The organism is Aliiroseovarius sp. S1123 (assembly GCF_023015885.1).
GTDB lineage: Bacteria > Pseudomonadota > Alphaproteobacteria > Rhodobacterales > Rhodobacteraceae > Aliiroseovarius.
Map to the genome: position 1 here is coordinate 26,023 of NZ_JALKBE010000005.1, position 25,760 is coordinate 51,782.

Annotated in this window: 30 protein-coding genes; 13 read left to right on the plus strand and 17 right to left on the minus strand. The window is 58.6% G+C overall.

The window, feature by feature from the left end:
• Positions 1-93: 93 nt before the first annotated feature.
• Genes MWU53_RS10555 through MWU53_RS10595 form a run of 9 tightly spaced genes read right to left on the minus strand, consistent with a single transcriptional unit; the run spans position 94 to position 4,650 of the window.
• Positions 94-585 carry a flagellar basal body-associated FliL family protein gene (locus tag MWU53_RS10555; RefSeq protein ID WP_247093092.1) on the minus strand — a complete coding sequence of 164 codons (492 nt, stop codon included), beginning with the start codon at positions 583-585 and terminating at the stop codon, positions 94-96.
• 11 nt (positions 586-596) lie between these two features.
• Positions 597-1,325, minus strand: a complete 729-nt coding sequence (gene flgH, locus MWU53_RS10560) for a flagellar basal body L-ring protein FlgH (RefSeq protein ID WP_247093094.1) — start codon at positions 1,323-1,325, stop codon at positions 597-599.
• A gap of 12 nt (positions 1,326-1,337) precedes the next feature.
• Positions 1,338-1,772 (minus strand): flagellar basal body P-ring formation chaperone FlgA, encoded by a 435-nt coding sequence (gene flgA, locus MWU53_RS10565; RefSeq protein ID WP_247093096.1) that lies wholly within the window; start codon positions 1,770-1,772, stop codon positions 1,338-1,340.
• On the minus strand, positions 1,772-2,557 hold the full coding sequence (gene flgG, locus MWU53_RS10570) for a flagellar basal-body rod protein FlgG (RefSeq protein ID WP_247093098.1): 786 nt from the start codon (positions 2,555-2,557) through the stop codon (positions 1,772-1,774). The genes flgA and flgG overlap by 1 nt, the downstream gene beginning before the upstream one ends.
• A 9-nt stretch (positions 2,558-2,566) precedes the next feature.
• Positions 2,567-3,289 (minus strand): flagellar hook-basal body complex protein, encoded by a 723-nt coding sequence (locus MWU53_RS10575; RefSeq protein ID WP_247093100.1) that lies wholly within the window; start codon positions 3,287-3,289, stop codon positions 2,567-2,569.
• 1 nt (position 3,290) lies between these two features.
• Positions 3,291-3,560, minus strand: coding sequence for a flagellar biosynthetic protein FliQ (locus MWU53_RS10580; RefSeq protein WP_133487000.1), 270 nt, complete (start codon positions 3,558-3,560; stop codon positions 3,291-3,293).
• A complete protein-coding gene (fliE, locus tag MWU53_RS10585; RefSeq protein ID WP_247093102.1) occupies positions 3,557-3,847 on the minus strand; it encodes a flagellar hook-basal body complex protein FliE in 291 nt (96 codons plus the stop codon). Before fliE ends, MWU53_RS10580 begins: the two co-directional genes overlap by 4 nt.
• A gap of 11 nt (positions 3,848-3,858) precedes the next feature.
• Positions 3,859-4,251 carry a flagellar basal body rod protein FlgC gene (gene flgC, locus MWU53_RS10590; RefSeq protein WP_247093104.1) on the minus strand — a complete coding sequence of 131 codons (393 nt, stop codon included), beginning with the start codon at positions 4,249-4,251 and terminating at the stop codon, positions 3,859-3,861.
• Between the two features lie 6 nt (positions 4,252-4,257).
• Positions 4,258-4,650, minus strand: a complete 393-nt coding sequence (locus tag MWU53_RS10595; RefSeq protein WP_247093106.1) for a FlgB family protein — start codon at positions 4,648-4,650, stop codon at positions 4,258-4,260.
• Between the two features lie 87 nt (positions 4,651-4,737).
• On the opposite strand from MWU53_RS10595, the gene MWU53_RS10600 reads away from it, so the two are divergent.
• Positions 4,738-6,063 carry a FliI/YscN family ATPase gene (locus MWU53_RS10600; RefSeq protein WP_247093108.1) on the plus strand — a complete coding sequence of 442 codons (1,326 nt, stop codon included), beginning with the start codon at positions 4,738-4,740 and terminating at the stop codon, positions 6,061-6,063.
• Between the two features lie 2 nt (positions 6,064-6,065).
• Here the strand turns inward: MWU53_RS10600 and MWU53_RS10605 are convergent, their stop codons facing one another.
• From MWU53_RS10605 to MWU53_RS10630, 6 genes are all read right to left on the minus strand, one after another.
• A complete protein-coding gene (locus MWU53_RS10605; RefSeq protein WP_247093110.1) occupies positions 6,066-6,860 on the minus strand; it encodes a DUF1217 domain-containing protein in 795 nt (264 codons plus the stop codon).
• A complete protein-coding gene (gene flbT / locus MWU53_RS10610) occupies positions 6,857-7,261 on the minus strand; it encodes a flagellar biosynthesis repressor FlbT (RefSeq protein ID WP_247093112.1) in 405 nt (134 codons plus the stop codon). The genes MWU53_RS10605 and flbT overlap by 4 nt, the downstream gene beginning before the upstream one ends.
• Positions 7,258-7,626: a flagellar biosynthesis regulator FlaF gene (flaF, locus tag MWU53_RS10615; RefSeq protein WP_247093513.1), complete on the minus strand. Its 369-nt coding sequence runs from the start codon at positions 7,624-7,626 to the stop codon at positions 7,258-7,260. Before flaF ends, flbT begins: the two co-directional genes overlap by 4 nt.
• Positions 7,627-7,714: 88 nt before the next feature.
• On the minus strand, positions 7,715-9,052 hold the full coding sequence (locus MWU53_RS10620) for a flagellin (RefSeq protein WP_247093114.1): 1,338 nt from the start codon (positions 9,050-9,052) through the stop codon (positions 7,715-7,717).
• 207 nt (positions 9,053-9,259) lie between these two features.
• On the minus strand, positions 9,260-9,595 hold the full coding sequence (locus MWU53_RS10625) for a hypothetical protein (protein ID WP_247093116.1): 336 nt from the start codon (positions 9,593-9,595) through the stop codon (positions 9,260-9,262).
• Positions 9,582-9,878 (minus strand): rod-binding protein, encoded by a 297-nt coding sequence (locus tag MWU53_RS10630; protein ID WP_247093118.1) that lies wholly within the window; start codon positions 9,876-9,878, stop codon positions 9,582-9,584. Before MWU53_RS10630 ends, MWU53_RS10625 begins: the two co-directional genes overlap by 14 nt.
• Before the next feature lie 118 nt (positions 9,879-9,996).
• On the opposite strand from MWU53_RS10630, the gene MWU53_RS10635 reads away from it, so the two are divergent.
• Genes MWU53_RS10635 through MWU53_RS10645 form a run of 3 tightly spaced genes read left to right on the plus strand, consistent with a single transcriptional unit; the run spans position 9,997 to position 13,288 of the window.
• Complete coding sequence (locus MWU53_RS10635; protein WP_247093120.1) at positions 9,997-11,649, plus strand: flagellar hook-length control protein FliK; 1,653 nt, start codon at positions 9,997-9,999, stop codon at positions 11,647-11,649.
• A 10-nt stretch (positions 11,650-11,659) separates the two neighbouring features.
• Positions 11,660-12,340, plus strand: coding sequence for a flagellar hook capping FlgD N-terminal domain-containing protein (locus tag MWU53_RS10640; protein WP_247093122.1), 681 nt, complete (start codon positions 11,660-11,662; stop codon positions 12,338-12,340).
• Positions 12,341-12,376: 36 nt separating this feature from the next.
• Positions 12,377-13,288, plus strand: a complete 912-nt coding sequence (locus MWU53_RS10645; RefSeq protein WP_247093124.1) for a phosphotransferase — start codon at positions 12,377-12,379, stop codon at positions 13,286-13,288.
• Here the strand turns inward: MWU53_RS10645 and ubiB are convergent.
• Positions 13,274-14,803, minus strand: coding sequence for a 2-polyprenylphenol 6-hydroxylase (gene ubiB / locus MWU53_RS10650; protein WP_247093126.1), 1,530 nt, complete (start codon positions 14,801-14,803; stop codon positions 13,274-13,276). The two genes, MWU53_RS10645 and ubiB, sit on opposite strands and share 15 nt — an antisense overlap.
• Position 14,804: 1 nt before the next feature.
• On the minus strand, positions 14,805-15,557 hold the full coding sequence (gene ubiE / locus MWU53_RS10655) for a bifunctional demethylmenaquinone methyltransferase/2-methoxy-6-polyprenyl-1,4-benzoquinol methylase UbiE (RefSeq protein ID WP_247093128.1): 753 nt from the start codon (positions 15,555-15,557) through the stop codon (positions 14,805-14,807).
• Between the two features lie 74 nt (positions 15,558-15,631).
• On the opposite strand from ubiE, the gene mutM reads away from it, so the two are divergent.
• The 9 genes from mutM to gyrB all read left to right on the plus strand — a co-directional run bounded on the left by mutM (position 15,632) and on the right by gyrB (position 25,709).
• Positions 15,632-16,483 carry a bifunctional DNA-formamidopyrimidine glycosylase/DNA-(apurinic or apyrimidinic site) lyase gene (gene mutM, locus MWU53_RS10660; RefSeq protein ID WP_247093130.1) on the plus strand — a complete coding sequence of 284 codons (852 nt, stop codon included), beginning with the start codon at positions 15,632-15,634 and terminating at the stop codon, positions 16,481-16,483.
• 65 nt (positions 16,484-16,548) lie between these two features.
• Positions 16,549-17,325, plus strand: coding sequence for an enoyl-CoA hydratase (locus MWU53_RS10665; RefSeq protein WP_247093133.1), 777 nt, complete (start codon positions 16,549-16,551; stop codon positions 17,323-17,325).
• A 156-nt stretch (positions 17,326-17,481) separates the two neighbouring features.
• Complete coding sequence (gene rpsT / locus MWU53_RS10670; RefSeq protein WP_247093135.1) at positions 17,482-17,745, plus strand: 30S ribosomal protein S20; 264 nt, start codon at positions 17,482-17,484, stop codon at positions 17,743-17,745.
• Positions 17,746-18,350: 605 nt separating this feature from the next.
• Positions 18,351-19,715, plus strand: coding sequence for a chromosomal replication initiator protein DnaA (gene dnaA / locus MWU53_RS10675; RefSeq protein ID WP_247093137.1), 1,365 nt, complete (start codon positions 18,351-18,353; stop codon positions 19,713-19,715).
• Between the two features lie 137 nt (positions 19,716-19,852).
• On the plus strand, positions 19,853-20,971 hold the full coding sequence (gene dnaN, locus MWU53_RS10680; RefSeq protein WP_247093140.1) for a DNA polymerase III subunit beta: 1,119 nt from the start codon (positions 19,853-19,855) through the stop codon (positions 20,969-20,971).
• Positions 20,972-21,004: 33 nt separating this feature from the next.
• Positions 21,005-22,117 carry a DNA replication/repair protein RecF gene (gene recF / locus MWU53_RS10685; RefSeq protein WP_247093142.1) on the plus strand — a complete coding sequence of 371 codons (1,113 nt, stop codon included), beginning with the start codon at positions 21,005-21,007 and terminating at the stop codon, positions 22,115-22,117.
• Entirely contained in the window at positions 22,114-22,530 is a 417-nt protein-coding gene (locus MWU53_RS10690) for a VOC family protein (RefSeq protein WP_247093144.1), read from the plus strand. The genes recF and MWU53_RS10690 overlap by 4 nt, the downstream gene beginning before the upstream one ends.
• Positions 22,527-23,147: a LysE family translocator gene (locus MWU53_RS10695; protein WP_247093146.1), complete on the plus strand. Its 621-nt coding sequence runs from the start codon at positions 22,527-22,529 to the stop codon at positions 23,145-23,147. The genes MWU53_RS10690 and MWU53_RS10695 overlap by 4 nt, the downstream gene beginning before the upstream one ends.
• A 144-nt stretch (positions 23,148-23,291) precedes the next feature.
• Entirely contained in the window at positions 23,292-25,709 is a 2,418-nt protein-coding gene (gyrB, locus tag MWU53_RS10700; RefSeq protein WP_247093148.1) for a DNA topoisomerase (ATP-hydrolyzing) subunit B, read from the plus strand.
• Positions 25,710-25,760 lie beyond the last annotated feature (51 nt).

The window sequence follows — 25,760 nt, forward strand, 5'->3', positions numbered from 1 at the left end:
ATGGTCTCCCTTATGGGCAGACTAACAACATCGCTGGGCAGGTTGAAGTATTTCAAACAAAGTGGTGAAACGCGTCGTGGCGGCGCCTAAAATTCAGGTGTCTTGCCGCACGATGTTTGTCACCAACACATCTTTCACGCTCGGCCCCAAAATGGATTGCGCCACCTCAAGCAAGGCCTTGCGCAGAGGGTCCAAGCGGCTTGATTGCGTGAACACGCCGTCAAACCCACCCGTGTTGGCGTGGTTGAACATTACCTGAAGGAATTCGTCACGAAGCTTGGGTTCGCGTTGGTAAACCGTTTCACGCCCACCCAAATCGACCTCGATGTTCAGAGACATCACCACTAGGGACGCGATGTTTCCATCGGAAACGACGGGTACCACGAACTGGTTATTGATCTTCACGAACTCAGTATCGGTGGGCGTGCCCTCGGCCGTGTCTTCGTGTTCGTCCTTTGCGACAGTGTCTGTGTCACCGCAAGGATTCATCGCGACGGGTTCAGGTTCAGGCTGAAGCAACATGCCTGCCCCCGCGCCGACCCCAAGCCCGATCAGGGCGAGAATGATAGGGATGATTTTGCCCATCTTGACCCCCTTTAATACGGAAGAATGATGTCAGCGATTTGCTGACCATAGCGCGGTTGTTGAACGTCGGTGATCTGACCGCGACCGCCATAGGAAATGCGCGCTGAGGCGATCTTGTCATACGGGATCTCGTTCTGGCGCGAGATGTCTTCCGGTCGCACGAAGCCCGTGACGAGAAGCTCGCGCAGTTCGAAATTGACCCGAACCTCTTGCGTGCCCTGAATTTTCAACACGCCGTTGGGCAACGTCCCCACGACCGTCGCCGCTACGCGCAGTTCCAGTTTCTCGTTTCGTTTAACCGACCCATTGCCATTAAACGCACTGCTTGACGACATCCCGACCGCATTCGCCATCGAAGCACCCTCGGGCAGTCTGTTGTCGATGAACTGCGGTATACCCATCAGGTTTGGAACGCCCATGTCATCGGAAGCGCCACGCGCGCGGGACGAGCTGTTCGAGAACTCGGCGCGATCATTGATCTCGATCACTACAGTCAGGATGTCACCCGAACCCTGAGCACGTCGATCGCCAAGCAGCGATTGGCGCCCGCCGCTCCACAGGGACGAACGGTCCACCGTTCCTTGCTGCGGAATGTCCTGCGGCAGCGCCGAGGCTTGCATCGCCTGATGTTCCGCGCTCATTTCAACGGGGTTCAGCTCGGGGGCTTTGCCGACATTCTCCATGCGGGCACAGGCAGAGACTGATATGGACAAGATCAGGATGGGCAGGATCAAACGCATGGGTTTTCCTTGTCAAAATTGGGTGTGAGAATTCGAGACGATGACGTCGCCATTGGGGGACACCGAACCGGTGATCGTGGTGCGTGATGACAGGTTCATCACCCGCACACGGTCCCCGACGGCGCCGCGGCCAAGGCTGCGCCCCTCGGCCAGGATGGTCATTGGTCCGGCGGTATAGATCAGGGTGACGATCTGGTTTCGGTCGATCAGTGCAGGTGGTCCGATGTCGTTCGGTAGGACGGGCCGACCAGCGTATAGCACCACGCGCGCCTCTTGCCCGATGACGTCCTCGAGCAACTGAAAACCACCCGGGATCTCGGCTTCGACCAACTTTACGTCCAGTGCCGAGACGATCATGCCGGGCCGCAGGTTCTTGGCGGCGACAACGGTATCGGCGGCAGCCGGTACGGCGATCCCTATAAAAAGGAGTGTCAGAAACCGGTTCATCAGCGCACCTGTGTGGTTGCCGCAAGCATCTGGTCGGCTGCGGTGATGACTTTCGAGTTCAGCTCATAGCCGCGCTGTGCCGCGATCAGTTCGGTGATTTCGCGAACGGCGTCGACCGAGCTGTTTTCCAGATAGCCCTGCCGAAGCGTCCCGCGCCCGTCCGTGCCGGGGGCCCCGACAAAGGCCGGGCCCGAGGCAGGCGTTTCGCGAAACAGGTTCGATCCAATCGCCTCGAGCCCCTTGTCGTTCGTGAAGCCGGCGAGGGTAAATGCGCCCATAAGTTCGGGTTCGATTGTGTTCTCGAAATAGGCATAGACCTCGCCGTCTGCGTTGATCGAGATCTGGCGCGCGTCGCTGGGAATGGTGATTTCAGGCACGACGGGATAGCCGTCCGAGGTCACGATCAAGCCGTCGCCAGACAGTTTCAGCCCGCCGTCCCGCGTATAGCCTGACGCGCCCGAGGGTAGCGTGACTTCCAGATATCCGCGTCCTTCGATCGCCAGATCCAGATCGCCATTGGTCTGCGCCAGTGTGCCCTGCTGCACCATCATCGTAACCGAGGTTGGGCGCACCCCAAGGCCCAGCTGGACGCCGGTGGGCAGAACCGTCCCGTCCGCAGCATTGATCGTGCCCGCCCGCGTGGCCTGTTGATAATGCAGGTCTGCGAACTCGGCCCGGCGGGCGTTGTAGCCCGTGGTCGACATGTTCGCGAGGTTGTTCGAGATCGTTTCGACCCGCATTTGCTGGGCCAACATCCCGGTTGCTGCAATGTTCAGTGCGCGCATTTAAGCCTCCTATTGTCCGATGACCGTTTTGGTGACCGAGCGGATGCGTTCATCCTCTTTTTCCATGAATTTCTGACCCAGCTCATAGCTGCGCTGGACTTCGATCATGCGGGCGATTTCGGCGATGGGATCGACGTTGGACCCTTCGACAAATCCTTGCAGTATCGAGGCTTCGGTCAGGGCGGGTTCGACACCGCCGGGCGCTTCGAACCGGACGCCGTCGCGGTGCTGCAGGTCGTTTTGATCCACCGGGGTAAACAGCCCGATCAGGGCCAGCGCCCGGCCATCAGCCGACAGTGTCCCATCTGCGGCCATCGATACGGCTTTCGCATCCGGGGGGATAAACACGGGCGATCCGCCACCGTCCAACAGGCGATAGCCGTCAGGGGTCACGAGCTCGCCCTCGGCAGAGGGCGTGAAGGCACCCGCGCGGGTCAGAAACTGGCCGGTCGGCCCGTCCAGAAGAAAGAACCCATCGCCTTCGATGGCAAAGTCGAACGTGCCGCCGGTTTGGGTCAGCGCCCCTTGTTCCAAATTCAGCGCGCGCGTGTTGGCTGTCGCCATGGATAACGAGGGGTCGTCCCGGTCAAGTGCATGAATATACTCAGAAAAAATCACGCCCTCGCGCCGGAATCCGGTGGTCGAGGCGTTGGCAATGTTGTTGGCGATGCTCTGCATTTCGCGCATCAAGCCGGATTGCCGTGTCAGGGATGTATAGCCGATATTGTCCATCTCAGCCTCCTGCAATCAAGGGAACGACACGCAGCTGGAAGAAGCTGACCAGCGTTTCGGTCATGAAGCCCATGCTGCCCCAGAAGACGACCAGAATGGCCACCAGCTTGGGCACGAAGGTCAGGGTCATTTCCTGGATCGAGGTCAGTGCTTGGAACAGACCAACGATCAGACCCGCGATCAACGCGACCGACAGGATGGGCAGCGAGATCAAGACCGCATCCCAAAGCCCCGCGCGCAGCGTGTCATAAAAGATAATCTCGTCCATCAGACCGGCATCCTTAGGATTTCCTGATAGGCTTCGACCACCTTGTCGCGGACGGTCACCGCGGTCTCGACAGCCAGCTCGGTCTGGGCCAGTGCCTGTACCAACGCATGCGGATCTGCATCGCCAGACAGCGCCGCCATCGCGGTGCGCTCGCCGTTTTGTACGGTCTGGGCGAAGTCCTGCGCGACACTCGCGAAGCCGTTCACTTTTTGTTCATTATTTGCCGTCGGCTGAGCCGCCTGACGCGAAGCCGCATATTGCTGTGACGCAAGTGTTGCACGAATATCCATAATCTATCCTCCTACCGGCGCAGCAATTCCAGAAGCCCGCGCGACATCTGGCGCGACTGGTCGAACATTTTCAGGTTGGCCTCATAGCTCCGCTGGGCCTCGCGGGCGTCCGCGATCTCGATCACCAGATCCACGTTGGAGCCCTGATAGTGACCGCTTTCATCAGCAAGCGGATGTGATGGGTCATAGATGCTGGGCAGGGCGGACTTGTCCAACTGGACGCGTCCCGTTTCCACCAGCCCAGTGGCGCGCCCACCTTCAAGGGCGGCCTGAAAACTGACCATCTTTCTGCGATAGCCGGGCGTGTCCACATTGGCGATGTTCTCGGACACATGGCGCAGGCGGTTGGCCTGGCTTTTCATGCCTGACGCGGCTGCGGTGACCGAATTGCGAAGATCACTCATGGCCTGTTACCTCCGCCCCAGTGAGCTGCGCACAATGCCCAGCGTGGATTTGTAAACAGCCAGTGCCATGTCGTGATCCCGCTTGGCTTCGGCGGCCATCATCATCTCGGTCTCAAGCGAGACAGAGTTCCCATTGGGCGAAGTCGCACCAGCGCGGTAAACGACATTGGATTCTGCGGGTGCTGATGTTGCCGAATTTGCCCCGAAATGCCCACTGCGCGTTGCACGCATCTGGTCGGGCCGGTCGGGCTGATACGTCTCGGCAAACGAGGCGACATCGCGGGCGCGATACCCCGGCGTATCCGCATTCGCCACGTTCTGCGCGATGACGGACTGCCGTGCCGCAGCATGGAGCGCAAGGTCGTTTGCCTTGGCAAAAATACTCAGTTTTTCAAACATCGGGGCTTCTCCCTCGATTGGCTTCAACCAAGGCTTAACCCTGATTCCTTTATAAACAGTTTCAACGAAAATTTTAGGAGAATGCCGATGCACAATGTTGGGTTCGAGCAGGTGTCTGCAGCGGTGACATCGTTGCAAGTCGTTCGACATATCGGGCGCGTGACTCACATTCGGCAAGGTATGGTCGAGGTGTCTGGGCTTGCAAAAATCGCCGCGCAAGCGGATCTGGTGCAAATCCAACCGCGGAAGGGAGCCCCCCGCATGGGCGAGGTTCTGGGGTTGTCGGGTGGGAACATTTCGGTTCTGCCAGATGGGGACTGCACGGGGCTTCAGATTGGGGACGAGGTCGTGTTGCTGGGCGGAACCAGTATCGCCCCGGATGACAGCTGGATTGGACGTGTTGTGGATCCGTTGGGGCAAAGTCTGGATGGACAGCCGATCCTGCAGGGAACGCAGGCGCGCGCATTAAAGGGCGAGGTGCCGAACCCGACCGCGCGCCGTCCCTTGGGTGATCGGCTTGAGACCGGAATGACCGTGTTCAACACCTTTCTTCCGATTGTTTCCGGGCAGCGGATCGGGCTTTTTGCAGGTTCTGGTGTAGGGAAATCAACATTGCTGGCGAAACTGGCACGCGGCGTACACGCCGATGTGGTCGTGATTGCGTTGATTGGCGAGCGCGGGCGCGAGGTGCGTGAGTTTGTTGAACGTGTCTTGGGCGAGCAAGGGATGAAACGTGCCGTTGTCGTTGCTGCGACATCGGACCAATCACCGATGATGCGACGCCGGTGTGCGTGGATGGCGATGTCTGTTGCCGAGCACTTCCGGGATATGGGGCGACAGGTGTTGTTTCTGGCCGACAGCATCACGCGGTTTGCCGAGGCGCATCGCGAGATTGCGCTTGCCTCGGGTGAGAACGGAAATCTACGTGGCTTTCCCCCATCCACAACGCAGCAAATCACGTCGCTTTGTGAACGGGCCGGCCCTGGCGTCGATCAGAGCGGCGACATCACGGCCGTATTCTCGGTTCTCGTGGCAGGGTCAGATATGGAAGAACCTGTGGCGGACATCCTGCGCGGGGTTCTGGATGGTCATGTCGTGTTGGATCGAAAGATCGCGGAACGCGGACGGTTCCCGGCGATTGATGTGCTGCGGTCGGTGTCGCGCGCGCTGCCCGAGGCAGCTTCGGACGATGAGAACGCCCTTATTCTCGCAGGGCGCCAGCTGTTGGGATTGTACGATCGGTCCGAAATGATGATCCAGGCTGGGCTTTATTCCGCAGGATCGGATGCGATGCTTGATCATGCGGTTGAGGCTTGGCCAAAGATCGAGGGCTTCTTGGCAGCGCCTGAGGTGGTGGACACGCGTTCCAGCTTCGATCGGCTGGCGGAGTGCATGGCAAGAAGTGCGGGCTAGCGTCAAACGTTCTGCAGCAATGTCAGAGCGATCGAGTTCGAACTCAACGCTGCTGTTCCCTGTGCGATCTGAGAACGTGCAAGAAACAGGCGGGTCAGTTCGTCCAGCTGTTCCGGATCCGAAAACTGGTCAATTGTAGACGACCCGAAATAGCGTTCGGACTTCTGCTGAAAGACCTCAAGTTGCTTGTCGATGTCGATGGTCCCGAAAGAAGATGGAAGTCCCAGAGCGGTTTCGAATACCTGGCGCAAAGGCGGGTTGCCCATGACCGAGTACCATTTGCCTGCATCAGATGTAGATTTGCCAATTATATTTCCAAGATCGCGTTCAAGGCTCATCGCAAGGCGCATGTCCTGATCTTGGTTTCCAACCGCAACTTCGAACTGTCGTTCTTTGTACGCCGCAACGGTCTTCGTGCCGAAGTCCGAGATCTGGGTCCGTGGTATGTTGTAATCCCCGAACCCGAAATCGCGGGCCATTTCAAAGTAACGTTGGTCAGAAAGTTTGTTGGCCAATGCGTCAGCGCTTAGCGTTCCGTCTTCCAGGACCTTGCGGATGAAATAGGTGTTATTGATATCGTCGCTCAGCCCATAAGCCCCAAGCGCGACGGAGAGCAGTCGGCGATCGCTTACCAATTGCTCGGCTGTTGTGATGCCCCCGATATTGTCTTGGAAATACTGCACGTCGCGTTGAAGGACCGCGCCGCTCTCGAACGCGGCTTGCTGCACATCTTTCGTGCGCTGCAAGAAAGCCCAACCGGCCGCGCCGCTGAACGGTATGACCGGTTGATAGCTCATGCGAACCGCGCCGAAAGAAGGCGCTCTTCACGTGGCAACAAGGATCTGAGTTGTTTGAGCGCCTGATAGAACTGGTCGTCAAGAACCGCACCGGTGGCAGTGCTTAGAATCGAGCGGCTGTCGGGGTCAGTCAGCACCTGGCTCAGCTGTTCAATTCCACGCAGCAGTTGGAGCTGTCCGTCATCTTTCTTGGCGTCTCCTGACAAGATCAGTTGTGCAATATAGCAGACCCGTCGGACAGGCGTGTTGACTTCCTCAGGGTGGATCGCATCTTTCAGGCGCAGGATGTTAGCATTTGGCGTAACGACGGAAAGTCGCGATCTTCGGTCGCCATTTTCAATCACGGCACCGTTGATCAACACACGTTCTTTCGGGCTGAGTTTAAGGACCAATCCGCTCATGTTGCTACTCCTGTCTGGCGCAGACCGCGCATGATGGCGGTGTTGATTTCGACAAGCGCACTGACCTCATCAGGGTCCTTCAGAACTTTGCGCGAATGCTGATTGGTGAATTCATAGAGATAGAAAATGCGGGCGCGCAGATCGGCGGGCAGGCCGTTGTCGTCGGCGGCCACGTCGGCGGCCAGCAAAGTCCAAAGCTGTCGATTTTCGTGAATGGCTTGCGCCAGTTGCCCAAATTCGCTGCGGCCTTTCTCTGCCGAGGATTTCAGGCGGTGTGTAATACGGGCAAAAGCCTCGTATTCGATACCGCGCGGTGTGCGAACGGTGTGTTGAGTTGCCGCATAAGCCGTTTTGGTCATGTTCATAGCGGTCACAGGATGTCCTTCCGGAAACAATAGTGGTCATGTGAAAAGGGAGTGCGGGACGCCATTTTGGCGCCCCACGGTCAGCCCTTTAGCGGAACAGCGACAGGATGTTCTGCGGCGCCTGGTTGGCAATCGACAGTGCCTGCGTGCCCAGTTGTTGCTGAACCTGAAGCGCTTGCAAACGTGCCGAGGCTGCCTCCATGTCCGCGTCCACAAGCGCACCAATTCCCGAGGTCAGCGAGTCGGACAGAGACGAGATAAAGTTCGACTGCGTCTCGATCCGGCCTTGAGCCGAACCAAAGGCAGCTGCGGCGTCGATCGACTGGTCGATCAGGCTCTCGATTGCGGTTAGCGCGCCAGTTGCGCCAGCGTCGGTGGTTACGTCGATGGTTTGCAGACTGCCTAGGCCACCCGATGCTGTGGTGGTCCCCGGCGTACCACCAGTTTGCGCACGCACGCCCACGTTGATGGCGTCAGTAACACCGCCAGCCGCATTCGTGATGGTGAACTGGTTGGTATTGCTGCCGGTTCCTTGCGTGATCGAGTAGCCTTCAGCCGATCCGGTCGCTGCCGCGAAGAACGAATTGATCTGCGAAACCAACTGTTGTGCAACGTCAGCTGTACCGTCAGTGGCACCAGCGACATATTCGAAGGTACGCTGACCCAGCGATGTGCCGCCGCCGGCCACGTTGACATTCACGTCATCCAGGATGACCTGATAGCTGTGGCCCTCGCTAACCGAACCGATCGTAAAGGTCAGGTCGCCGCCATCTGCGATGGTTGCAGTCGGCGAGGCCGGGTCAAAAGCCGCATCGTTGATTTGGGTGTTGTTCGCACCCGCCTGAATCAACGCGTTGGCTGCTGCCTGGTCTGCCGGGTCGGTGGTCCCGAATGCTGCCGAGGTCACCGGAGTGGTCACCGACAGGTTCTGGCGGTCGACTTCGATGTGACGGGCCGTCACGTTGCCCGACGAATCACGATCCAGCGAGGCCAGAACATCCATCGTGTCGGTGCTGGATCCATCGATCAAGTTCAAACCGTTGAACTGGGCCGCGTTCACAACCGAACCGATCTGATCACGCAGCGCAGCAATGTCTGTCTGCAGCTTCGAACGATCCACGTTCTCTTCCTGAGCGGCAACGATCTTGCCTTTCATCTGGGTCAGAAGATCGGTCACCGTTTCCGCAGCTTTCTGTGCAACGGCGACGGTCGATTCCCCCAGCGAGAGGCTTTCCGAAATACCTTTGAAACCCTTCACGTCGGACTCCATCACTTTCGAAATGGCCCAGACTGCTGCGTTGTCTTTGGCCGAGCTGATCGATTTACCAGTCGAGATTTCGGCCTGCGTGCTGGCAAGGTTCGAGTTGATGGATTTCAGCGTTTGAAGCGCAACCATCGCGCTGTTGTTGGTCAGAATGCTGGACATATTTTATTTCCTTCAGTCTACGGCGCTTTGCGCCTGTTTCCCTCACCCCGGTTTCACGTGGGGCGTCTTTGCCTTCTGACATCTGCAAGCCAACTTAATCGGCTGCGCCATCCGTTTAGATGCAAAGCGAAACTGCAGTGGAAACTCTGAACGAATACTGAATCTCGCAGGCTAGATTCCATACAAGTTGAACTAAACAGAGCCAGTTCAGGCACGCTTCTCAAAACTCGAAGGTTTTCGCGACAGGATGCGTGATGCACCCGTCCGCGTGTATGTTTTGATGCCCTGATCTCGATCGCGAATGGCTTCGAGTCGCTTGCGCGCAGAGCGAATGCCGTTCGCAGCTGCAGTTAATAGGCTTTGATTGCGTGCTGCTATGGTTTGAAGCTCTGCAAGCTGTTTCTGGGTGGCAGATGATTCCCCAAGCTGTGACAGGGCATCCTCTTTTGCTTTGGTCAGTGCGGGTAGATCGCGAAAATTGCCATTTAGAATCATCTGACGTTCATCCTCGAGCAGGGTGCGCAGAGCTTTAACCTTGTGCATCAGAACGCTCCTTCAAAGCTTCGAATAGGGATTGGGCAAGGCCTATCCCCCCGCTATCGACCATGCCGCGGGCCTGTTCCTGCCGTAGGAACGAGGCGAATTGATCCTCTCCTATCCCGCCGCCAAAACTGTCGGGCGTCTTACCGATCCCGGCGGATTTCAGCATCTCGGATAGGAAGCTTGCTTCAAGCTCTTTGGCGGCGTCCCAAAGCGCTTTGTCTTGGTCTGTTGCGATCGGTTTATACGTCGCGACAGTGTGCGATACACCTGAAACAGGATCCATGATGTCGACCTTTCAAATTGATCACAGTTTTTCCAAGTCTCGCTGCCAGCGGTAAAGATTTGGTAATTCCCGTCTGCAAATCTGCGTTCAACCGAGGCAGAAATCCCGGACGGAACATATGCATATTGCACAGCTTCTTTTCGCACATGCGGGACAGGCAGAACGTGAACTTCAAATCCCTGTTGCGGATTTGGGCGAGTCGATTGGGTCGCTGGCGATGCCGTTTGACATGGTTTTTCTGGATCAGAAGAACCTGAAGGGGGCGATGGAACTGCATCTGGTAACGGTGGTTGAACCAGATGCTGGCGCTATGGGTGATGCGGAGATTTCTGAAGCGCTATCAGATGTCGACCCCGCTCTTCGAGAAGGGTCGGCTGAGTTGCCCCCGCGCCCGACCGAGCCAGTGGACGGTGTGCAAAAGAAGTTGCCCGAGGTGACGGCCCCGGGACGGCTCATGGCTGATGTCGCAGCGCAGGGCGATAGCAAGCCGACAGAACGCTCGCTGTCAGGGGAGCCGAACTTGACTGCTGCAACGGCCGTAAGCTCCGAGCCCGCGCCGCTTCCAGCGGAGAAGTGGCTGGAAGCTGTTCCGGCATGGTACTTGCGCCCTACCGGCATGCCCGAAGAAATAGAGGGAACGCCGCAGAAGCACGCCGAAACAGAAGCACCAAAGGCGTTGGCCGGGGATGCTGGTGAAAATTCCACCGCCGAATATGTGGTGCCGACTGACCAGACGCTCGCAACTGCTTCGGGACAACAGGTGGCGAACGATGTTCCTGCGCTGATTGCCGAGCTACCTCGCGCAGCTCCCCGTTTGGATATTTTGGACATAGGGCGCGCGCGGGAAGCGCTGTCCGCCCGAACACAGGTTCTATCTGACCCCAATCTCCAAAGTGATCGCATGCCCGAGCTGGGTATTGCAGCAACGGCGACGCAGGTCCCTGACATTGGGACAGTTGCTGATACGTCCAGACAGGTTTTGGAACATCCCGAAGCAATGGCGGAATCTTCCCAAGGCAAAATTGCCGCGCCTCTACGGCCAGGTGAATTGCAAAACGCCGGTGCATATATTTCCATCCCTGTTGCCAAGCATGATCAACAGAAGAGTAGCCCGAGAGCGCAAGCCGAAGAGCTGAAGACTGACACGCCCGCGCCCAGACCTGCGACAGAACCAGGTGCTCAGACCGTGCCAGTTTCAGATATGCTGAGGCAAACTCCACTACCTTTGGCCAATGCACCCTGGACCTACACGCTCGCGCAAGAGGCCGAACGTCCGGTCCCCGACGACATAGGATTTCGCGTGGTCGAGCAGGTGTCTTCGTCTGCGGGTGATCTGAGGCCCGCTGTGCAGACTCGCGGGACGGAAGTCCCGCGCGTCATCATGGCACAAATCGCCGAGATCGTCCGGCAGCAGCCAGACCGCCCAGTTGAACTGACGCTCAGCCCCGAGGAACTTGGGCGTCTGCGCATGTCGTTCCAGTCTGAAGGCTCGACCATGCATGTGGTTCTCAGTTTCGAACGACCTGACACGCTGGATCTGATGCGGCGGCATATTGATCAGCTGGCGCAAGACATGCGCGCATCTGGCATGTCGGACGTCAGTTTCACGTTTCAGCAGCAAACATCCGAAGGGGGCGGCGGAACGCATTCCGAGGGTGGATCGGCAAAACCCTCACATGATCCGCAAGTCGATCGGCAGAGCGTGCCGGAAGACCCTATGTCGCGCGTGCTGACCATCGCGGGACGTACTGGTGTGGATATTCGAGTTTAAGGAGCACAGCATGAACGTTACCCCTACAGCCCTGCCCGCCGCGCTGACGGCGCCGCCGGCCGATTATACGCAGGCGTCGGCCTCGGACGGGCCGATGGTGTCGTCTGATTTCGAGACATTTCTGGTGATGTTGACCGCGCAGATGGAAAATCAGGATCCGCTCAATCCGATCGAGTCATCCGATTATGCGGTGCAGCTTGCGACGTTTTCAGGCGTGGAACAGCAGGTGCGCACCAATGATCTGTTGAAGGCAATGGGAACCCAGTTGGGCCTAATGGGCATGTCGGATATCGCGGATTGGGTCGGGAAAGAGGCGCGCGTGGCGGCCCCGGTTCTGTTTGATGGTGATCCGATTACCCTGTCTCCGAATCCCGTTGCAGCTGCGGATGAGGTCATTCTGGTGGTGAAGAATGCTGAAGGCACTATCGTTGACAGCGAACCGCTGCCGGTTTCGACCGACCCGGTAGAGTGGGATGGGCGCGACCAGTATGGGAACGCGTTGCCCCACGGCGTCTATTCCTTCGAACTGACCAGCCGAAGCAACGGGCGGCACCTGTCGACCGATCCAATGGAAAGCTATGGCCGGATTGTTGAAACGCAAAACAACGGTGGGCAGCTATGGCTTGTGCTGGAAAGTGGCGAGCGGGTGACCGCAGATGCCGTTTCCGCCCTGCGCGAAGCCGCTGAATAAGTTTTCGTCGCGCGGCGGGTTGGTTATACAGCCCGTATGACACTTCGCGACACCATGTTGGATGATTTGGCCAAGCGGCAAGATCAAGACGCTCTGCAACAGGCACTTGCCTTAATTTGGCAGGAAGAGGGGCATGTGTCCAAGCACGCCAAATGGTCCCATCTGATGGGCGGGCGGAGCAATCCGATCTGGCACATCACGTCTGACGACATGCCGCATGACCTTGTCTGCAAGCTGTATGACACCGCCGCCGCCACGCCCTTGTTTGCAAATGATGGCACGCGCGAGGCGTTGGTGTTGAAGCATTTGGCGGACAAGGGGATTGCGCCCGATTTCGTCGGGTTTCTGGACAGCGCGCTGGGCGCGAGCGTGCTTTACCGGCATGTGGACGGCGTGCCGTGGAGCGGTGCGGTTGGGGGGGTTGCCCACCTGATGGCCCGCCTACACCAGATCACCCCGCCCGAGGAATTGCCCGAGACGGTCACCTCGCCCGTATCCTTGATCGCCGAGACTCAGGCGATGGCGCGTGCGATTGGGAAGGATTTGTCGCCTTCACCTAGTGTCATGACCGACCTTCCGCCGCCGACCAGACGGTTTCTGCATGGGGATGTGGTTCCCGGAAATGTCGTGGTGATGGAGGATGGGCTGCGCCTGATCGACTGGCAATGCCCGAGCATTGGGGACCCCGCTGCGGATCTTGCGATCTTCCTGTCCCCGGCGATGCAGATTCTTTATGGCAACCATCCCTTGTCGGCCGAGGATCAGTCGGCCTTTTTGTCAGCCTATCTGGCAGCGGACGGCGATGCCGTTGGCGTGGCGCGCTACACTGCATTGGCGCCGCTTTTTCATTGGCGCATGGCGTGCTATTGCCACTGGAAAGCCGCGCATGGAGACGCCGCCTATCGCGAGGTTGCCGCGTTGGAACAGCGCGCGTCAGAGCAGGGTTGAGATCCAAACAGCCGCCAAAGCCAAGCCACCACCTAAGGTCACATAGCTCATCGCACGCAACGGGCGGGCGCGGTCGTTTTCCTGATGGGGTTCGGATTGGCGGATCAATGCGGCTTCGGCCAGCTCGGGCAGGCGCGGGCCGAAACGGGCCAGAACACGCGCGGTAAGCACAAGATCCTGCAGCAAAGCCTTCGGCCCGATCGAGTTCGAGATATAGCTTTCCACCACGGGCTTTGCGACTTTCCAGATGTTGATGTCCGGTGACAGCGACCGGGCTACGCCTTCGACTACGACCATGGTTCGTTGCAAAAGGATAAGTTCGGTGCGGGTTTCCATTCCGAACTTCTCGGTCACTTCAAAGAGGTAGGCCAGCAAGCGGCCCATGGAAATCTGGGTGGCGTTCATGCCGAAAATCGGCTCGCCCACAGCGCGTAGGGCGCGGGCAAATTCCTCGACATCGCGGTCGGCCGGGACGTACCCAGCTTCGAAATGCACCTCGGCGACGCGGCGATAGTTGCGGGTGATGAAGCCATAAAGGATCTCGGCATAGACGCGGCGGGTGTATTCGTCGATCCGCCCCATGATGCCAAAGTCCACGGCGATGATGTCGCCATTGGTGGCAAACTTCAGGTTGCCCTGATGCATGTCGCCGTGAAACAGCCCATCACGCAGCGCGTGGGACAGGAACAGTTGCAACACGCGTTCGCCCAGCCCGTGCATATCCAGACCGGACGCACGGATTGCGGCTAGATCGTTGGCCGGAATGCCTTCGCCCCAGCCAAGGGTCATGACGGTGCGGCCGGTCAGCCCCCAATTCACCTCGGGCACGACAAAGCCGTCGTCCTGCGCGGTGTTTTCGGCAAATTCGCTGGCGGATGCGCTTTCAAGGCGCAGGTCCAGCTCTCCCATCACGGTGGTCTCAAAATGCTCGACCACATCGGTGGGGCGCAGGCGGCGGGTCGAGGGCAACAGCATCTCGATCACACGAGCCGAGAAGTGGAAGGCGTCGATATCTGTGCGGAAGGCGCGTTCGATGCCGGGGCGCAGAACTTTGACGGCGACAGCTTCGCCGGTGTCGGCCAGCCGCGCCTTATGCACCTGCGCGATCGAGGCCGCTGCGACCGGTTCAGAGAACTCGGAAAATACCGTGTCGATGTCGATCCCAAGCTCTTTCTCGATCATGCGGCGGGCGATGGCCTGATCAAACGGGGGCAGTTTGTCCTGCAGATACTGCAGCTGGTCGGCCAGTTCTGGACCGACCACGTCAGGACGGGTCGACAGGATTTGGCCAAACTTGATATAGGCCGGACCAAGGGCCGTGATGGCGCGCGTGACGGGCGGCAGATCGGGGTTCCCTTTCTTGCCAAGCCATGCGAACGGCCAGCCGACCACATGGGCCGCGATGCGGATCGATGCTGGTGCGTTCATCGCGTCCAGCACGACACCCATTGCGCCGGTGCGTTGGAAGGTCGCGCCGGTTCGGATCAGGCGCCAGATGTTGTGAGGTCCACGCATCTTAGATTTTCCACCCCGAATGCAGGGCTGCGATGCCCATCGACAGGTTGCGATACTTCACATTCTCAAACCCGGCCTCGCCGATCATGCGGGCGAAGGTTTCCTGATCGGGGAACTTGCGGATCGATTCCACCAGATACTGATAGCTGTCGTAGTCGTCGGCAATCAGCTTGCCCATGCGCGGGATCACGTTGAAGGAATAGAGGTCATAAAGCTTTTGCATGCCTTGATCAGGCAGCCGGCTGAACTCCAACACCATCAGGCGGCCGCCGGGTTTCAGCACGCGGTAGGCTTCCTTCAGCGCGTCCGGAATGCGGGTCACGTTGCGAATGCCGAAGCTGATGGTGTAGCGATCAAAGCTGTTGTCCTCAAACGGCAGAGCCATGGCGTCGCCGACGACCCAGTCCAGATGATTGGCAAGGTGCGAGGCTTCGGCGCGTTGGCGACCTTCGACCAGCATGCTTTCGGTCATGTCCAGCACCACGGCCTCGGCCCCCGGGGCGCGGCCCAAAAAGCGGAACGAGATGTCACCAGTGCCGCCCGCCACATCCAGCAGGCGCTGCCCGTCGCGCGGGGTCAGCCAATCCATCATCGCGTCTTTCCAAACGCGGTGAATGCCGACGGACATGACATCGTTCATAATGTCGTATTTCGAGGCCACGTTGGTAAAGACGCCATGGACCATTCCGGCCTTGTCGTCTTCGTTCACGGTTTTGAACCCGAAATGCGTGGTGCGGTTGTCTGACGTGCTCATTGGGCATACTCGCTTCTTGCGGTTGATCCCTCATATCGTGACAGTAAGGGACGCACAATGGAGAGGCTTTCAACATGCCCGAATTACCCGAGGTCGAGACAGTACGTCGCGGATTGCTGCCTGTGATGGAGGGCGTGCGGATTGGGCGGGCCGAGACGCGGCGCGAGGGGTTGCGCTGGCCGTTCCCGGATCGGATGGCCGAGCGTCTGACCGGGGCGACGGTGCAGCGGCTTGGGCGGCGGTCGAAATACCTGCTGGTGGATCTGGATACGGACGAGACGTTGATCGTGCATCTGGGCATGTCGGGGCGGATGCTGATCTCGGGTCACAAGCTTGGGAAGTTTCATCACGAACACCCCGCACCCGAAAAGCATGACCATGTGGTCTTTGACATGGAGAACGGTGCGCGTGTGACCTTCAACGACCCGCGCCGGTTTGGGGCGATGGATCTGTGCCCGACCGGATCGCTGGATGATCACAAGCTAATCCGTGTGTTGGGGCCCGAACCGCTGGGGAACCAGTTCGATGAATCCTATCTGGTCGCGGCGCTGCGTACCAAGAATTCGCCCATCAAAACGGCGCTGCTGGATCAGGGAATCATTGCGGGGCTGGGCAATATCTATGTCTGCGAGGTGCTGTTTCGGGCTGGGATCCACCCGGCGCGCAAGGCCGCGAAGATCTCGAAACAGCGTGTTGCCAGTTTGGTTCCTATCATCCGAGATGTGTTATCGGAGGCGATTGAAAGCGGCGGATCCTCGTTAAAGGACTACCGGCAGGCAGATGGCGATCTTGGTTATTTTCAACACAATTTCCGCACCTATGGCCGCGAGGGTGAACGTTGCGTCACTTCTGGCTGCACGGGGCAAATCGCCCGCATAACGCAATCTGGGCGCTCGACATTCTATTGCCCGCAATGCCAAAGATAGCTTGATCCATTGGGGTGGCGTGTTAGGACTCCGCTCCAACCACTCGTGACAAAGGCAGGGGAACCATGGCCTATAAGAACATCATCGTTGAAACCGAAGATCATGTAACGCTGGTCAAGCTGAACCGGCCAGACGCGCTGAACGCTTTGAACCTGGAGCTTCTGGGCGAACTGGGCGAGGCGCTGGCCGAAGCGCAGGCAAACGACAAGGTGCGTTGCATCGTCATCACCGGCTCGGAGAAAGCGTTCGCTGCGGGTGCCGACATCAAGATGATGGCTGAGAAAAGCTTTGTCGACGTGTTCACCGGTGACCTGTTCACCCCGGAAGAAGATGCAATCATGCGCATCCGCAAGCCGATCATCGCAGCCGTTTCGGGCTATGCGCTGGGCGGCGGCTGTGAGTTGGCCATGATGTGTGACTTCATCATCGCGTCCGACACCGCCAAGTTCGGCCAGCCCGAGGTGAACCTGGGCGTGATGGCCGGCATGGGCGGCACGCAGCGTCTGACCAAGCTGGTTGGTCGCGCCAAGTCGATGGACATGAACCTGACCGGTCGTTTCATGGACGCGGAAGAGGCCGAGCGTTCGGGGCTGGTCAGCCGCGTCGTTCCCGCCAAGAAGCTGATGGATGAAGCCATGTCGGCTGCGGCCAAGATCGCTGAAAAGTCGATGGTCACTGTAATGGCGATCAAAGAAACCGTGAAACGCGCCGAGCAGCTTCCGCTGACCGAGGGTATCCTGTTCGAACGTCGCGTCTTCCATTCGCTCTTTGCGACCGAAGATCAGAAAGAGGGTATGGCCGCCTTCACCGAAAAGCGTCAGCCGCAGTTCCGCGACAAGTAAACCAATAGGGCTTCCCTTTGCGGCCGAAATGGCTTAAAGGGCAGCCCATCCATGCGCGTGAGGCCCGCTTAGGCCAGAATCACCGGTTCTGAACCCGGTCGGGTGCTGTGCGCGCAGCTTAGACAACGTAACACACCCGAAAGAGGGATCAGACACATGGCAAATTCGCCCCAAGCTAAAAAACGCGCCCGTCAGAACGAGCGTCGCTTCGCCGTAAACAAAGCCCGCCGTTCGCGCATCCGCACCTTCCTGCGCAATGTCGAAGAAGCAATCGAGTCGGGCGACAAAGAAGCCGCCGCTGCTGCTCTGAAAGCTGCTCAGCCTGAACTGATGCGCGGCGTCACCAAAGGCGTTTACCACAAGAACACCGCTTCGCGTAAAATCTCGCGTCTGAGCGCACGTGTAAAAGCACTGGGCTGAATCAGTTTTACCGCTGAATAGCATCCGAACACAAAAAAAAGAGCGTGTCCAAATGGGCACGCTCTTTTTTGCTAAACCCCCAAGAAATTTGATTTTGCAGAACGCCGTTGGGATTCGTTTCGGCAATCACAGAGTCAAGCGTGAAGTTCTATTGCGCCTGTCCCAGCGGGATTGCTAGCTTGCATGCAGCGATTCACTTCGCCGACTTGGGACTATCAGACATAAGTGGGCTAAACCCACGAACTTTAAGGGGAATACCCTTTTTTGCCACATCTGGATTTGATTCTTTGAGGTCAGATCCCAATGCCTATTGTGCGCCCACATTCCAAAGGTGCGCCTGAAGGCATGTTGCCTCCCTTTCTGCGAGGGCGGATGAGCAGACTGTAATGTTCCGAACGTCCAATTGGGCTTGTCGCCAGAATGGGTAACCATGTGGTGCGGTTCACTCTTGGACATGGCGTTTAAAGCGGGTGCATTGGTTGCACGCTGTGGATTTCGTGTGTCGCTATGAAGGGGTGCGCTGCAAGTGCGCCATGTGAATGGGATATTAGTACCTGTCTGAGACGGTCTTGGGCTGTCTTAAATAAACGCTGGGTCGAGGTAAGATGACGAACGAACAATGGGGCAAAGTCCGCAATAAGCTGCAAAAAGCAGTGGGACAAAACAACTATACCAGCTGGATCGAACCCCTGGAATTTGCCGAACTGGATGGCGGCGTGGCGCGTTTTCTTGTGCCGACGAACTTTCTGGGCAACTGGGTCAGCCAGAATTTTGGCGATCAGATTCTAAGCCACCTGAACGGCGAGGGCGCAAATGTCGCGCGTCTTGAGTTCAAAGTGCCTGAAAAGGTAAATCCCCGCCCAGTTGCGCAATCCGCTAATGCGGCATCGGCCACAGCACCTGGCGCAACCAAACCCGATCATGGCGATCTGCCCGGCGCGCCGATTGACGCACGTTTTACCTTCGACAGCTTCGTCGTCGGTAAGCCGAACGAATTGGCGCACGCAGCCGCCCGTCGTGTGGCCGAAGGTGGCCCCGTCACGTTCAACCCATTGTTCCTCTATGGTGGCGTTGGTCTGGGTAAAACCCACCTGATGCACGCCATCGCGCACGAGATGAAGACCCGCCAGCCCGACCTGCGGGTGGTGTACCTGTCCGCCGAGCAGTTCATGTATCGCTTCGTTCAGGCGATCCGCGAAAAACAGATGATCGACTTCAAACAGCTGTTCCGCTCGGTCGACGTGCTGATGGTTGATGACGTGCAATTCATTGCTGGCAAAGACAGCACGCAAGAAGAATTCTTCCACACGTTCAACGCGCTGGTGGATCAGAACAAGCAGATCATCATCTCGGCCGACCGTGCGCCGGGCGAGATCAAGGATCTTGAGGATCGCATCAAAAGCCGTCTGCAATGCGGTCTGGTCGTGGATCTGCACCCGACCGATTACGAACTGCGTCTGGGCGTGCTGCAAACCAAAGTGAACGCTTACCGTGAACAGTACAAAGGTCTGGTGATTGCCGATGGTGTGCTGGAGTATCTGGCGCATCGCATTTCGACCAACGTTCGCGTGCTGGAAGGCGCCTTGATGCGTCTCTTCGCCTTTGCGTCGCTGGTGGGGCGCGAGATCACGCTGGAGCTGGCACAGGACTGTCTTGGCGATATCCTTCGCGCGTCGGATCGCAAGGTCACCGTAGAAGAGATCCAGCGCAAGGTGTCCGAGCATTACAACATCCGCCTGTCGGATCTGATAGGGCCGCGCCGCGTGCGCACGATTGCCCGCCCGCGTCAGGTGGCGATGTATCTGGCCAAGCATATGACCTCGCGGTCGCTGCCGGAAATCGGACGTCGCTTTGGTGGCCGGGATCACACCACGGTCATGCATGGCGTGAAGCGGATCGACGAGCTGAAGGGCGTTGATGATCAGATCGCAGAAGATCTGGAATTGCTGCGCCGCGCGCTGGAAGCGTAAAGCGACCGCAAAACGGTGGGTTTTTGGGCCTTAAACCCTTGACCCGCCCACGAAAGAAGCGGACATTCCGAATAAAGAATTGAGCCGGGCGGTGAACCTGATATGGTCTCCGCCCCGGTATCTGTCAGGAGTGGGACATGAAGATCAGTATCGAACGCGGCGCGCTTCTGAAGGCCGTGGCACAGGCGCAATCGGTTGTTGAACGCCGGAACACCATTCCAATCCTAGCCAACGTGTTGATCGAGGCCGAAGGCAACAGCGTGTCTTTCCGCGCCACCGATCTGGACATCGAGGTGGTCGACAAGACCGACGCGATGGTCGAACGCGCTGGCGCGACCACCGTATCCGCCGTGACCCTGCACGAGATCGTGCGCAAGCTGCCCGACGGGGCGCTGGTGCAGCTGACCGATGACGGAGCCACCGGGCGTTTGAGCGTCGAGGCTGGCCGGTCGAGCTTCTCTCTCGCCACCCTGCCCAAAGAAGATTTCCCAGTCATGGCATCGTCGGAATATTCGGCAAACTTCTCGGCCCCCGCGCCGGTTCTGCGCCGTCTGTTTGACAAGTCGAAATTCGCAATTTCGACCGAGGAAACCCGCTATTACCTGAACGGTGTGTATCTGCACGTTTCAGACGCGGATGGCAGCAAAGTGCTGCGCGCCGTGGCCACCGATGGTCACCGTTTGGCGCGCATTGATGCCGATCTGCCGATGGGGGCCGAAGACATGCCCGGCGTGATCGTTCCCCGCAAAACGGTGGGCGAGTTGCGTAAACTTCTGGATGATGACGATGCGACGATTGCCGTGTCGGTGTCAGAAACCAAAGTGCGCTTTGCGACCCCGGTCATCACCCTGACCTCGAAAGTCATCGACGGCACGTTCCCCGATTACACCCGCGTGATCCCCTCGGGCAACACGCGCAAGCTGGAAGTGGACGCGACTGCGTTTGCGCAGGCCGTGGATCGTGTCGCCACCGTGTCCAGCGAGCGTTCGCGCGCTGTGAAGCTGCAGCTGGACGAAGATCGTCTGGTTCTGTCGGTGAACGCACCTGATGCGGGCGCTGCGGAAGAAGAGCTGGCCGTCTCTTACAATGACGAGCGGTTGGAAATCGGCTTTAACGCCAAGTACCTGCTGGAGATCGCCAGCCAAGTCGACCGCGAAAACGCCGTCTTCATGTTCAATTCCTCGGGTGATCCAACCCTGATGCGTGAAGGCAATGATACCAGCGCCGTTTACGTCGTCATGCCGATGCGCGTGTGACCTGTCGGTCCTTGAAGCGTTGAAAAGGAGGGCGTGATGACACTCGCCCTTCGCGAGCTGACACTCAGCCATTTTCGCAGTCATAAACTGGCCCGCCTGTCCTTGGATGGGCGGCCTGTTGTCCTTCACGGGCGCAACGGGGCGGGTAAAACCAACATCTTGGAAGCTGTGTCGATGCTGTCCCCCGGACGGGGACTGCGGCGGGCCGCACTGGACGAGATGATCCGGAAACCCGAAGCGGTGGGATGGAAAGTCTCGGCCGTGCTGCAAAGCCTGCACCAGATGCACGAGGTTGAAACTTGGTGCGAGGCCGGTGCGTCCCGACAGGTGAAAATCGACGGCAAGGCGGCGGCGCAGGTGGCGCTGGGCCGGATTGCACGGATCGTCTGGCTGGTCCCCGTGATGGACCGGCTGTGGGTCGAAGGCGCGGAAGGTCGCCGCCGGTTTCTGGACCGCATGACGATGAGCTTCGAGCCCGGCCATGCGGACGCGGTTCTGACCTATGAAAAGGCCATGCGCGAACGCAATCGGCTGCTGAAAGACGGGCAGCGTGATGCCCATTGGTACGATGCGCTTGAGGCACAGATGGCGCAGGCTGGCGCGCGGATCATCGCAAACCGCGCCTATTGTCTGGAGCAGTTGCAAGAGGCGCAAGCCTTGGCCGAAACCGCCTTTCCCATAGCGGATCTGTCGCTGGTGCAGGCGGATGACAGCACCCTGCCGGGAGATGAGGATGATTTGGCGGTCGCGTTTGCAGAAAGCCGGTCGCGGGATCTGCTGGCGGGGCGGTCTTTGGTCGGACCACATCGCACGGATTTGGCGGCGGTCTATGCGGCAAAGGGCGTGGCGGCACGGGATTGCTCGACGGGCGAACAGAAGGCGCTTTTGGTGTCCCTGATCCTTGCCAATGGTCGCGCATTGGCGCGGGATTTCGGGGCGCCTCCGATCCTTCTGTTGGACGAGGTTGCTGCACATCTGGATGCAGGACGCCGCGCCGCGCTCTATGACGAGATTTGCGCCTTAGGTGCGCAGGCCTTCATGACCGGGACGGGACCGGAACTGTTTGAAGAGCTCGGCGACCGCGCCGCGCATTTTGAAGTGACCGAGATCGACGGCGTGTCGGAAGTACAAGAGGTGACACCATGAAAACCAATCGCGTGACCCTGATCACTCTGGGCGTCAAAGACCTGAACCGCGCGCGTGCATTCTATGAGGCGATCGGGTGGGAGCCTGCGAACGTGCTGGATGATGTCGCGTTCTATGACATGAACGGGATGAAGTTCGGTTTCTACACGTTGGAGGGGCTGGCCAAGGACACCCGCAAGCCGGTGGAAGACCTGAAAACCGGGGCCATGACCCTTGCGCAGTGTTTCACGACCGAAGCCGATGTCGACGCGGCCTTTGACAAAGCGCTTGCCGCCGGTGCAACTGAAGTCGCCCGCCCGGAAAAGGTCTTTTGGGGCGGGTATTCGGGCTATATCGCAGACCCGGATGGGCATCTTTGGGAATACGCGATGAATCCGTTTTGGGAGATGGACGAAGATGGTCACCTGACATGACGATCACGTTCGCCGAGCTTGGCTTTTACATCATCGGATTGTTTATTCTGTTCCTGACCCCCGGCCCGGTTTGGGTGGCGCTGGTTGCGCGGACGATGGCGGGCGGGTTCAAACAGGCCTGGCCCCTGACGATGGGCGTCGCTATTGGGGATTTCTTCTGGGCGATTGCGGCTGCACTTGGCATGGGCTGGATTGCCTCAAGCTTTGATGGGGCGATGTTCGGTCTTCGGATCGTGGCGTCGCTGTTCTTCCTATGGATGGGAATCACGATCTTTCGATCTGCGAAAGGCAAGATCCGCTCGGAAGGTAAGCTGACCCGTCCGGGTGTGCTGGCGGGCTTTCTTGCTGGGCTGATCGTCATTCTGGCAAACCCCAAGGCGATCCTGTTTTACATGGGTGTCCTGCCCGGCTTTTTTGACCTGTCCGCAATGACCCGACAGGACATACTGTTGATCGCGACCGCATCCTTCGTGGTGCCATTGGTGGGCAACTTGACGATTGCGTTTTTCGTCGGAAGGGCGCGGGCCTTGCTGTCGTCAGAGCGTTCGGTTCAGCGTATGAATCAGCTTGCCGGAGGTCTGTTGATCTTCGTTGGATTGATCATTCCCTTCGCATGATCCTCGGGGATTTTCGCGGCGGCGTCCAAGCTGGGAAACGCCGTCGGAAAAACATCGCCTCTGGGGTGGAAAACTTGTGTCACTTGCGTGACATTCCCGCCCCGATTCTCTATATTTTCGGGAACGAATAACAGGAAGGCCCTCATGGCTGATGACGCGCAGAACGGCACCGAGTATGGCGCCGAATCCATCAAAGTTCTCAAAGGCTTGGAGGCGGTGCGTAAGCGCCCCGGGATGTATATTGGTGACACCGACGATGGCTCGGGTCTGCATCACATGGTGTACGAGGTTGTGGACAACGGCATCGACGAGGCGCTGGCTGGCCACGCCGACGCTGTAACCGTTACGATCCACGCAGATAACTCGGTGTCCGTCTATGACAACGGCCGAGGGATTCCCGTGGATATCCACCAGGAAGAAGGCGTGTCCGCAGCCGAGGTTATCATGACCCAGCTGCACGCCGGCGGTAAGTTCGACTCGAACTCGTACAAGGTATCCGGCGGTCTGCACGGCGTGGGCGTTTCGGTTGTGAACGCGCTGTCCGATTGGCTAGAGCTGCGCGTCTGGCGCGATGGCAAAGAGCACGTCGCCCGCTTCGAACGCGGTGAGACGGCCGAGCATCTGAAGGTGGTCGGCGACTGCGGTGACCGCACCGGGACCGAAGTGCGATTTCTGGCCTCGACCGACACGTTTTCGAACCTCGAGTATCAGTTCAAGACGCTGGAAAATCGCCTGCGCGAGCTGTCTTTCCTGAACTCGGGCGTGCGGATCATCATTGAAGACGAACGCCCCGCTGAAAAGCTGCATACGGAATTGCACTATGACGGCGGCGTGAAAGAGTTTGTGAAGTACCTCGACCGTTCGAAGACGCCTCTGATGGAAGATCCTATTTTCGTCACCGGCGAAAAAGATGGCATCGGGGTTGAGGTCGCGATGTGGTGGAATGATGGCTACCACGAAAACGTGCTGCCCTTCACCAACAACATCCCGCAGCGCGATGGGGGCACGCACCTTGCGGGCTTCCGGGGTGCGCTGACGCGAACGCTGAACCTCTATGCGAACTCGTCAGGTCTGGCGAAGAAGGAAAAGGTGAACTTTACCGGGGACGATGCGCGCGAAGGTTTGACCTGTGTGCTGTCAGTGAAAGTACCGGATCCGAAGTTCAGCTCGCAGACAAAAGACAAACTGGTGTCTTCCGAAGTGCGTCCGGCGGTCGAAGGTCTGATGAACGAAAAACTGCAAGAGTGGTTCGACGAAAATCCTCAGATCGCCCGCATGATCGTCGGCAAGATTGTCGAGGCGGCATTGGCCCGCGAAGCCGCCCGCAAAGCGCGTGAAATGACGCGCAAGAAATCCTCGCTTGATGTGGCGTCGCTGCCCGGCAAGCTGGCCGATTGTCAGGAAAAAGATCCGGCAAAACGCGAACTGTTCCTGGTCGAGGGTGACTCGGCCGGTGGGTCGGCCAAGCAAGGTCGCTCGCGTCACGATCAGGCGGTTCTGCCCCTGCGCGGGAAGATCCTGAATGTCGAACGCGCACGGTTTGACCGGATGCTGTCCAGTCAGGAAATCGGCACGCTGATCACGGCGCTGGGCACCGGAATTGGCCGCGACGAGTTCAACATCGAGAAGCTGCGCTATCACAAAGTCATCATCATGACGGATGCTGACGTGGACGGCGCGCACATCCGGACGCTGCTTTTGACCTTCTTCTTCCGCCAGATGCCCGAGCTGATCGAGGGCGGGTACCTCTATATCGCGCAACCGCCGCTTTATAAGGTCAGCCGCGGCAAGTCCGAGGTCTATGTAAAGGACCAGGTCGCGCTTGAGGACTATCTGATCGCTCAGGGGATCGACGGAACGGTTCTGCGCCTCGCCAATGGCGAGGAAATCGCCGGTGCCGATCTGGCCCGCGTGGTCGAAGGTGCCCGGAACTTCAAACGTATTCTGGATGCGTTCCCGACCCATTATCCGCGCAACATTCTGGAACAAGCCGCCCTTTCCGGTGCATTTGATCCGGGTCGTGCGGATGCGGATCTGCAGCTTGTGGCCGACGATGTGGCCGCGCGTCTGGACAAGGTCGCCGTGGAATATGAGCGTGGCTGGCAGGGGCGTATCACCCAAGATCACGGCATTCGCCTGGCCCGCGTTCTGCGCGGCGTCGAGGAAATCCGCACGCTGGACGGTGCTGTCCTACGCTCGGGCGAGGCGCGACGTCTGTCCGAGGTTTCGCAAGACACTCGCGACATCTATCGCGAGCATTCGCACCTCTCGCGCAAGGATCGCGAGATCTTGGTGCAGGGTCCGATTGACCTGCTGAACGCCATTCTGGCCGAAGGTGAAAAGGGTCTGACGCTGCAGCGCTATAAAGGTCTAGGCGAAATGAACCCCGATCAGCTGTGGGAAACCACGCTGGACCACGAAGCACGCACCCTTCTGCAGGTGAAGGTGGATGATCTGGCCGAGGCCGATGACATCTTTACCAAGCTGATGGGCGACGTGGTTGAACCGCGCCGCGAGTTCATCCAGCAGAACGCCTTGTCGGTCGAAAATCTGGATTTCTGATCGCCGATCTGACTGGGCAAAGCGTATCAAAATGCCCCGCCAAACTGTGCG

Bases quoted from the DNA above. Each gene is read 5' to 3' on its own strand.
- MWU53_RS10555 (WP_247093092.1), bottom strand. From the start codon at position 585: ATGGGCAAAATCATCCCTATCATTCTCGCCCTGATCGGGCTTGGGGTC.
- flgH (WP_247093094.1), bottom strand. From the start codon at position 1,325: ATGCGTTTGATCCTGCCCATCCTGATCTTGTCCATATCAGTCTCTGCC.
- flgA (WP_247093096.1), bottom strand. From the start codon at position 1,772: ATGAACCGGTTTCTGACACTCCTTTTTATAGGGATCGCCGTACCGGCT.
- flgG (WP_247093098.1), bottom strand. From the start codon at position 2,557: ATGCGCGCACTGAACATTGCAGCAACCGGGATGTTGGCCCAGCAAATG.
- MWU53_RS10575 (WP_247093100.1), bottom strand. From the start codon at position 3,289: ATGGACAATATCGGCTATACATCCCTGACACGGCAATCCGGCTTGATG.
- fliE (WP_247093102.1), bottom strand. From the start codon at position 3,847: ATGGATATTCGTGCAACACTTGCGTCACAGCAATATGCGGCTTCGCGT.
- flgC (WP_247093104.1), bottom strand. From the start codon at position 4,251: ATGAGTGATCTTCGCAATTCGGTCACCGCAGCCGCGTCAGGCATGAAA.
- MWU53_RS10595 (WP_247093106.1), bottom strand. From the start codon at position 4,650: ATGTTTGAAAAACTGAGTATTTTTGCCAAGGCAAACGACCTTGCGCTC.
- MWU53_RS10600 (WP_247093108.1), top strand. From the start codon at position 4,738: ATGCACAATGTTGGGTTCGAGCAGGTGTCTGCAGCGGTGACATCGTTG.
- MWU53_RS10605 (WP_247093110.1), bottom strand. From the start codon at position 6,860: ATGAGCTATCAACCGGTCATACCGTTCAGCGGCGCGGCCGGTTGGGCT.
- flbT (WP_247093112.1), bottom strand. From the start codon at position 7,261: ATGAGCGGATTGGTCCTTAAACTCAGCCCGAAAGAACGTGTGTTGATC.
- flaF (WP_247093513.1), bottom strand. From the start codon at position 7,626: ATGAACATGACCAAAACGGCTTATGCGGCAACTCAACACACCGTTCGC.
- MWU53_RS10620 (WP_247093114.1), bottom strand. From the start codon at position 9,052: ATGTCCAGCATTCTGACCAACAACAGCGCGATGGTTGCGCTTCAAACG.
- MWU53_RS10625 (WP_247093116.1), bottom strand. From the start codon at position 9,595: ATGCACAAGGTTAAAGCTCTGCGCACCCTGCTCGAGGATGAACGTCAG.
- MWU53_RS10630 (WP_247093118.1), bottom strand. From the start codon at position 9,878: ATGGATCCTGTTTCAGGTGTATCGCACACTGTCGCGACGTATAAACCG.
- MWU53_RS10635 (WP_247093120.1), top strand. From the start codon at position 9,997: ATGCATATTGCACAGCTTCTTTTCGCACATGCGGGACAGGCAGAACGT.
- MWU53_RS10640 (WP_247093122.1), top strand. From the start codon at position 11,660: ATGAACGTTACCCCTACAGCCCTGCCCGCCGCGCTGACGGCGCCGCCG.
- MWU53_RS10645 (WP_247093124.1), top strand. From the start codon at position 12,377: ATGACACTTCGCGACACCATGTTGGATGATTTGGCCAAGCGGCAAGAT.
- ubiB (WP_247093126.1), bottom strand. From the start codon at position 14,803: ATGCGTGGACCTCACAACATCTGGCGCCTGATCCGAACCGGCGCGACC.
- ubiE (WP_247093128.1), bottom strand. From the start codon at position 15,557: ATGAGCACGTCAGACAACCGCACCACGCATTTCGGGTTCAAAACCGTG.
- mutM (WP_247093130.1), top strand. From the start codon at position 15,632: ATGCCCGAATTACCCGAGGTCGAGACAGTACGTCGCGGATTGCTGCCT.
- MWU53_RS10665 (WP_247093133.1), top strand. From the start codon at position 16,549: ATGGCCTATAAGAACATCATCGTTGAAACCGAAGATCATGTAACGCTG.
- rpsT (WP_247093135.1), top strand. From the start codon at position 17,482: ATGGCAAATTCGCCCCAAGCTAAAAAACGCGCCCGTCAGAACGAGCGT.
- dnaA (WP_247093137.1), top strand. From the start codon at position 18,351: ATGACGAACGAACAATGGGGCAAAGTCCGCAATAAGCTGCAAAAAGCA.
- dnaN (WP_247093140.1), top strand. From the start codon at position 19,853: ATGAAGATCAGTATCGAACGCGGCGCGCTTCTGAAGGCCGTGGCACAG.
- MWU53_RS10690 (WP_247093144.1), top strand. From the start codon at position 22,114: ATGAAAACCAATCGCGTGACCCTGATCACTCTGGGCGTCAAAGACCTG.
- MWU53_RS10695 (WP_247093146.1), top strand. From the start codon at position 22,527: ATGACGATCACGTTCGCCGAGCTTGGCTTTTACATCATCGGATTGTTT.
- gyrB (WP_247093148.1), top strand. From the start codon at position 23,292: ATGGCTGATGACGCGCAGAACGGCACCGAGTATGGCGCCGAATCCATC.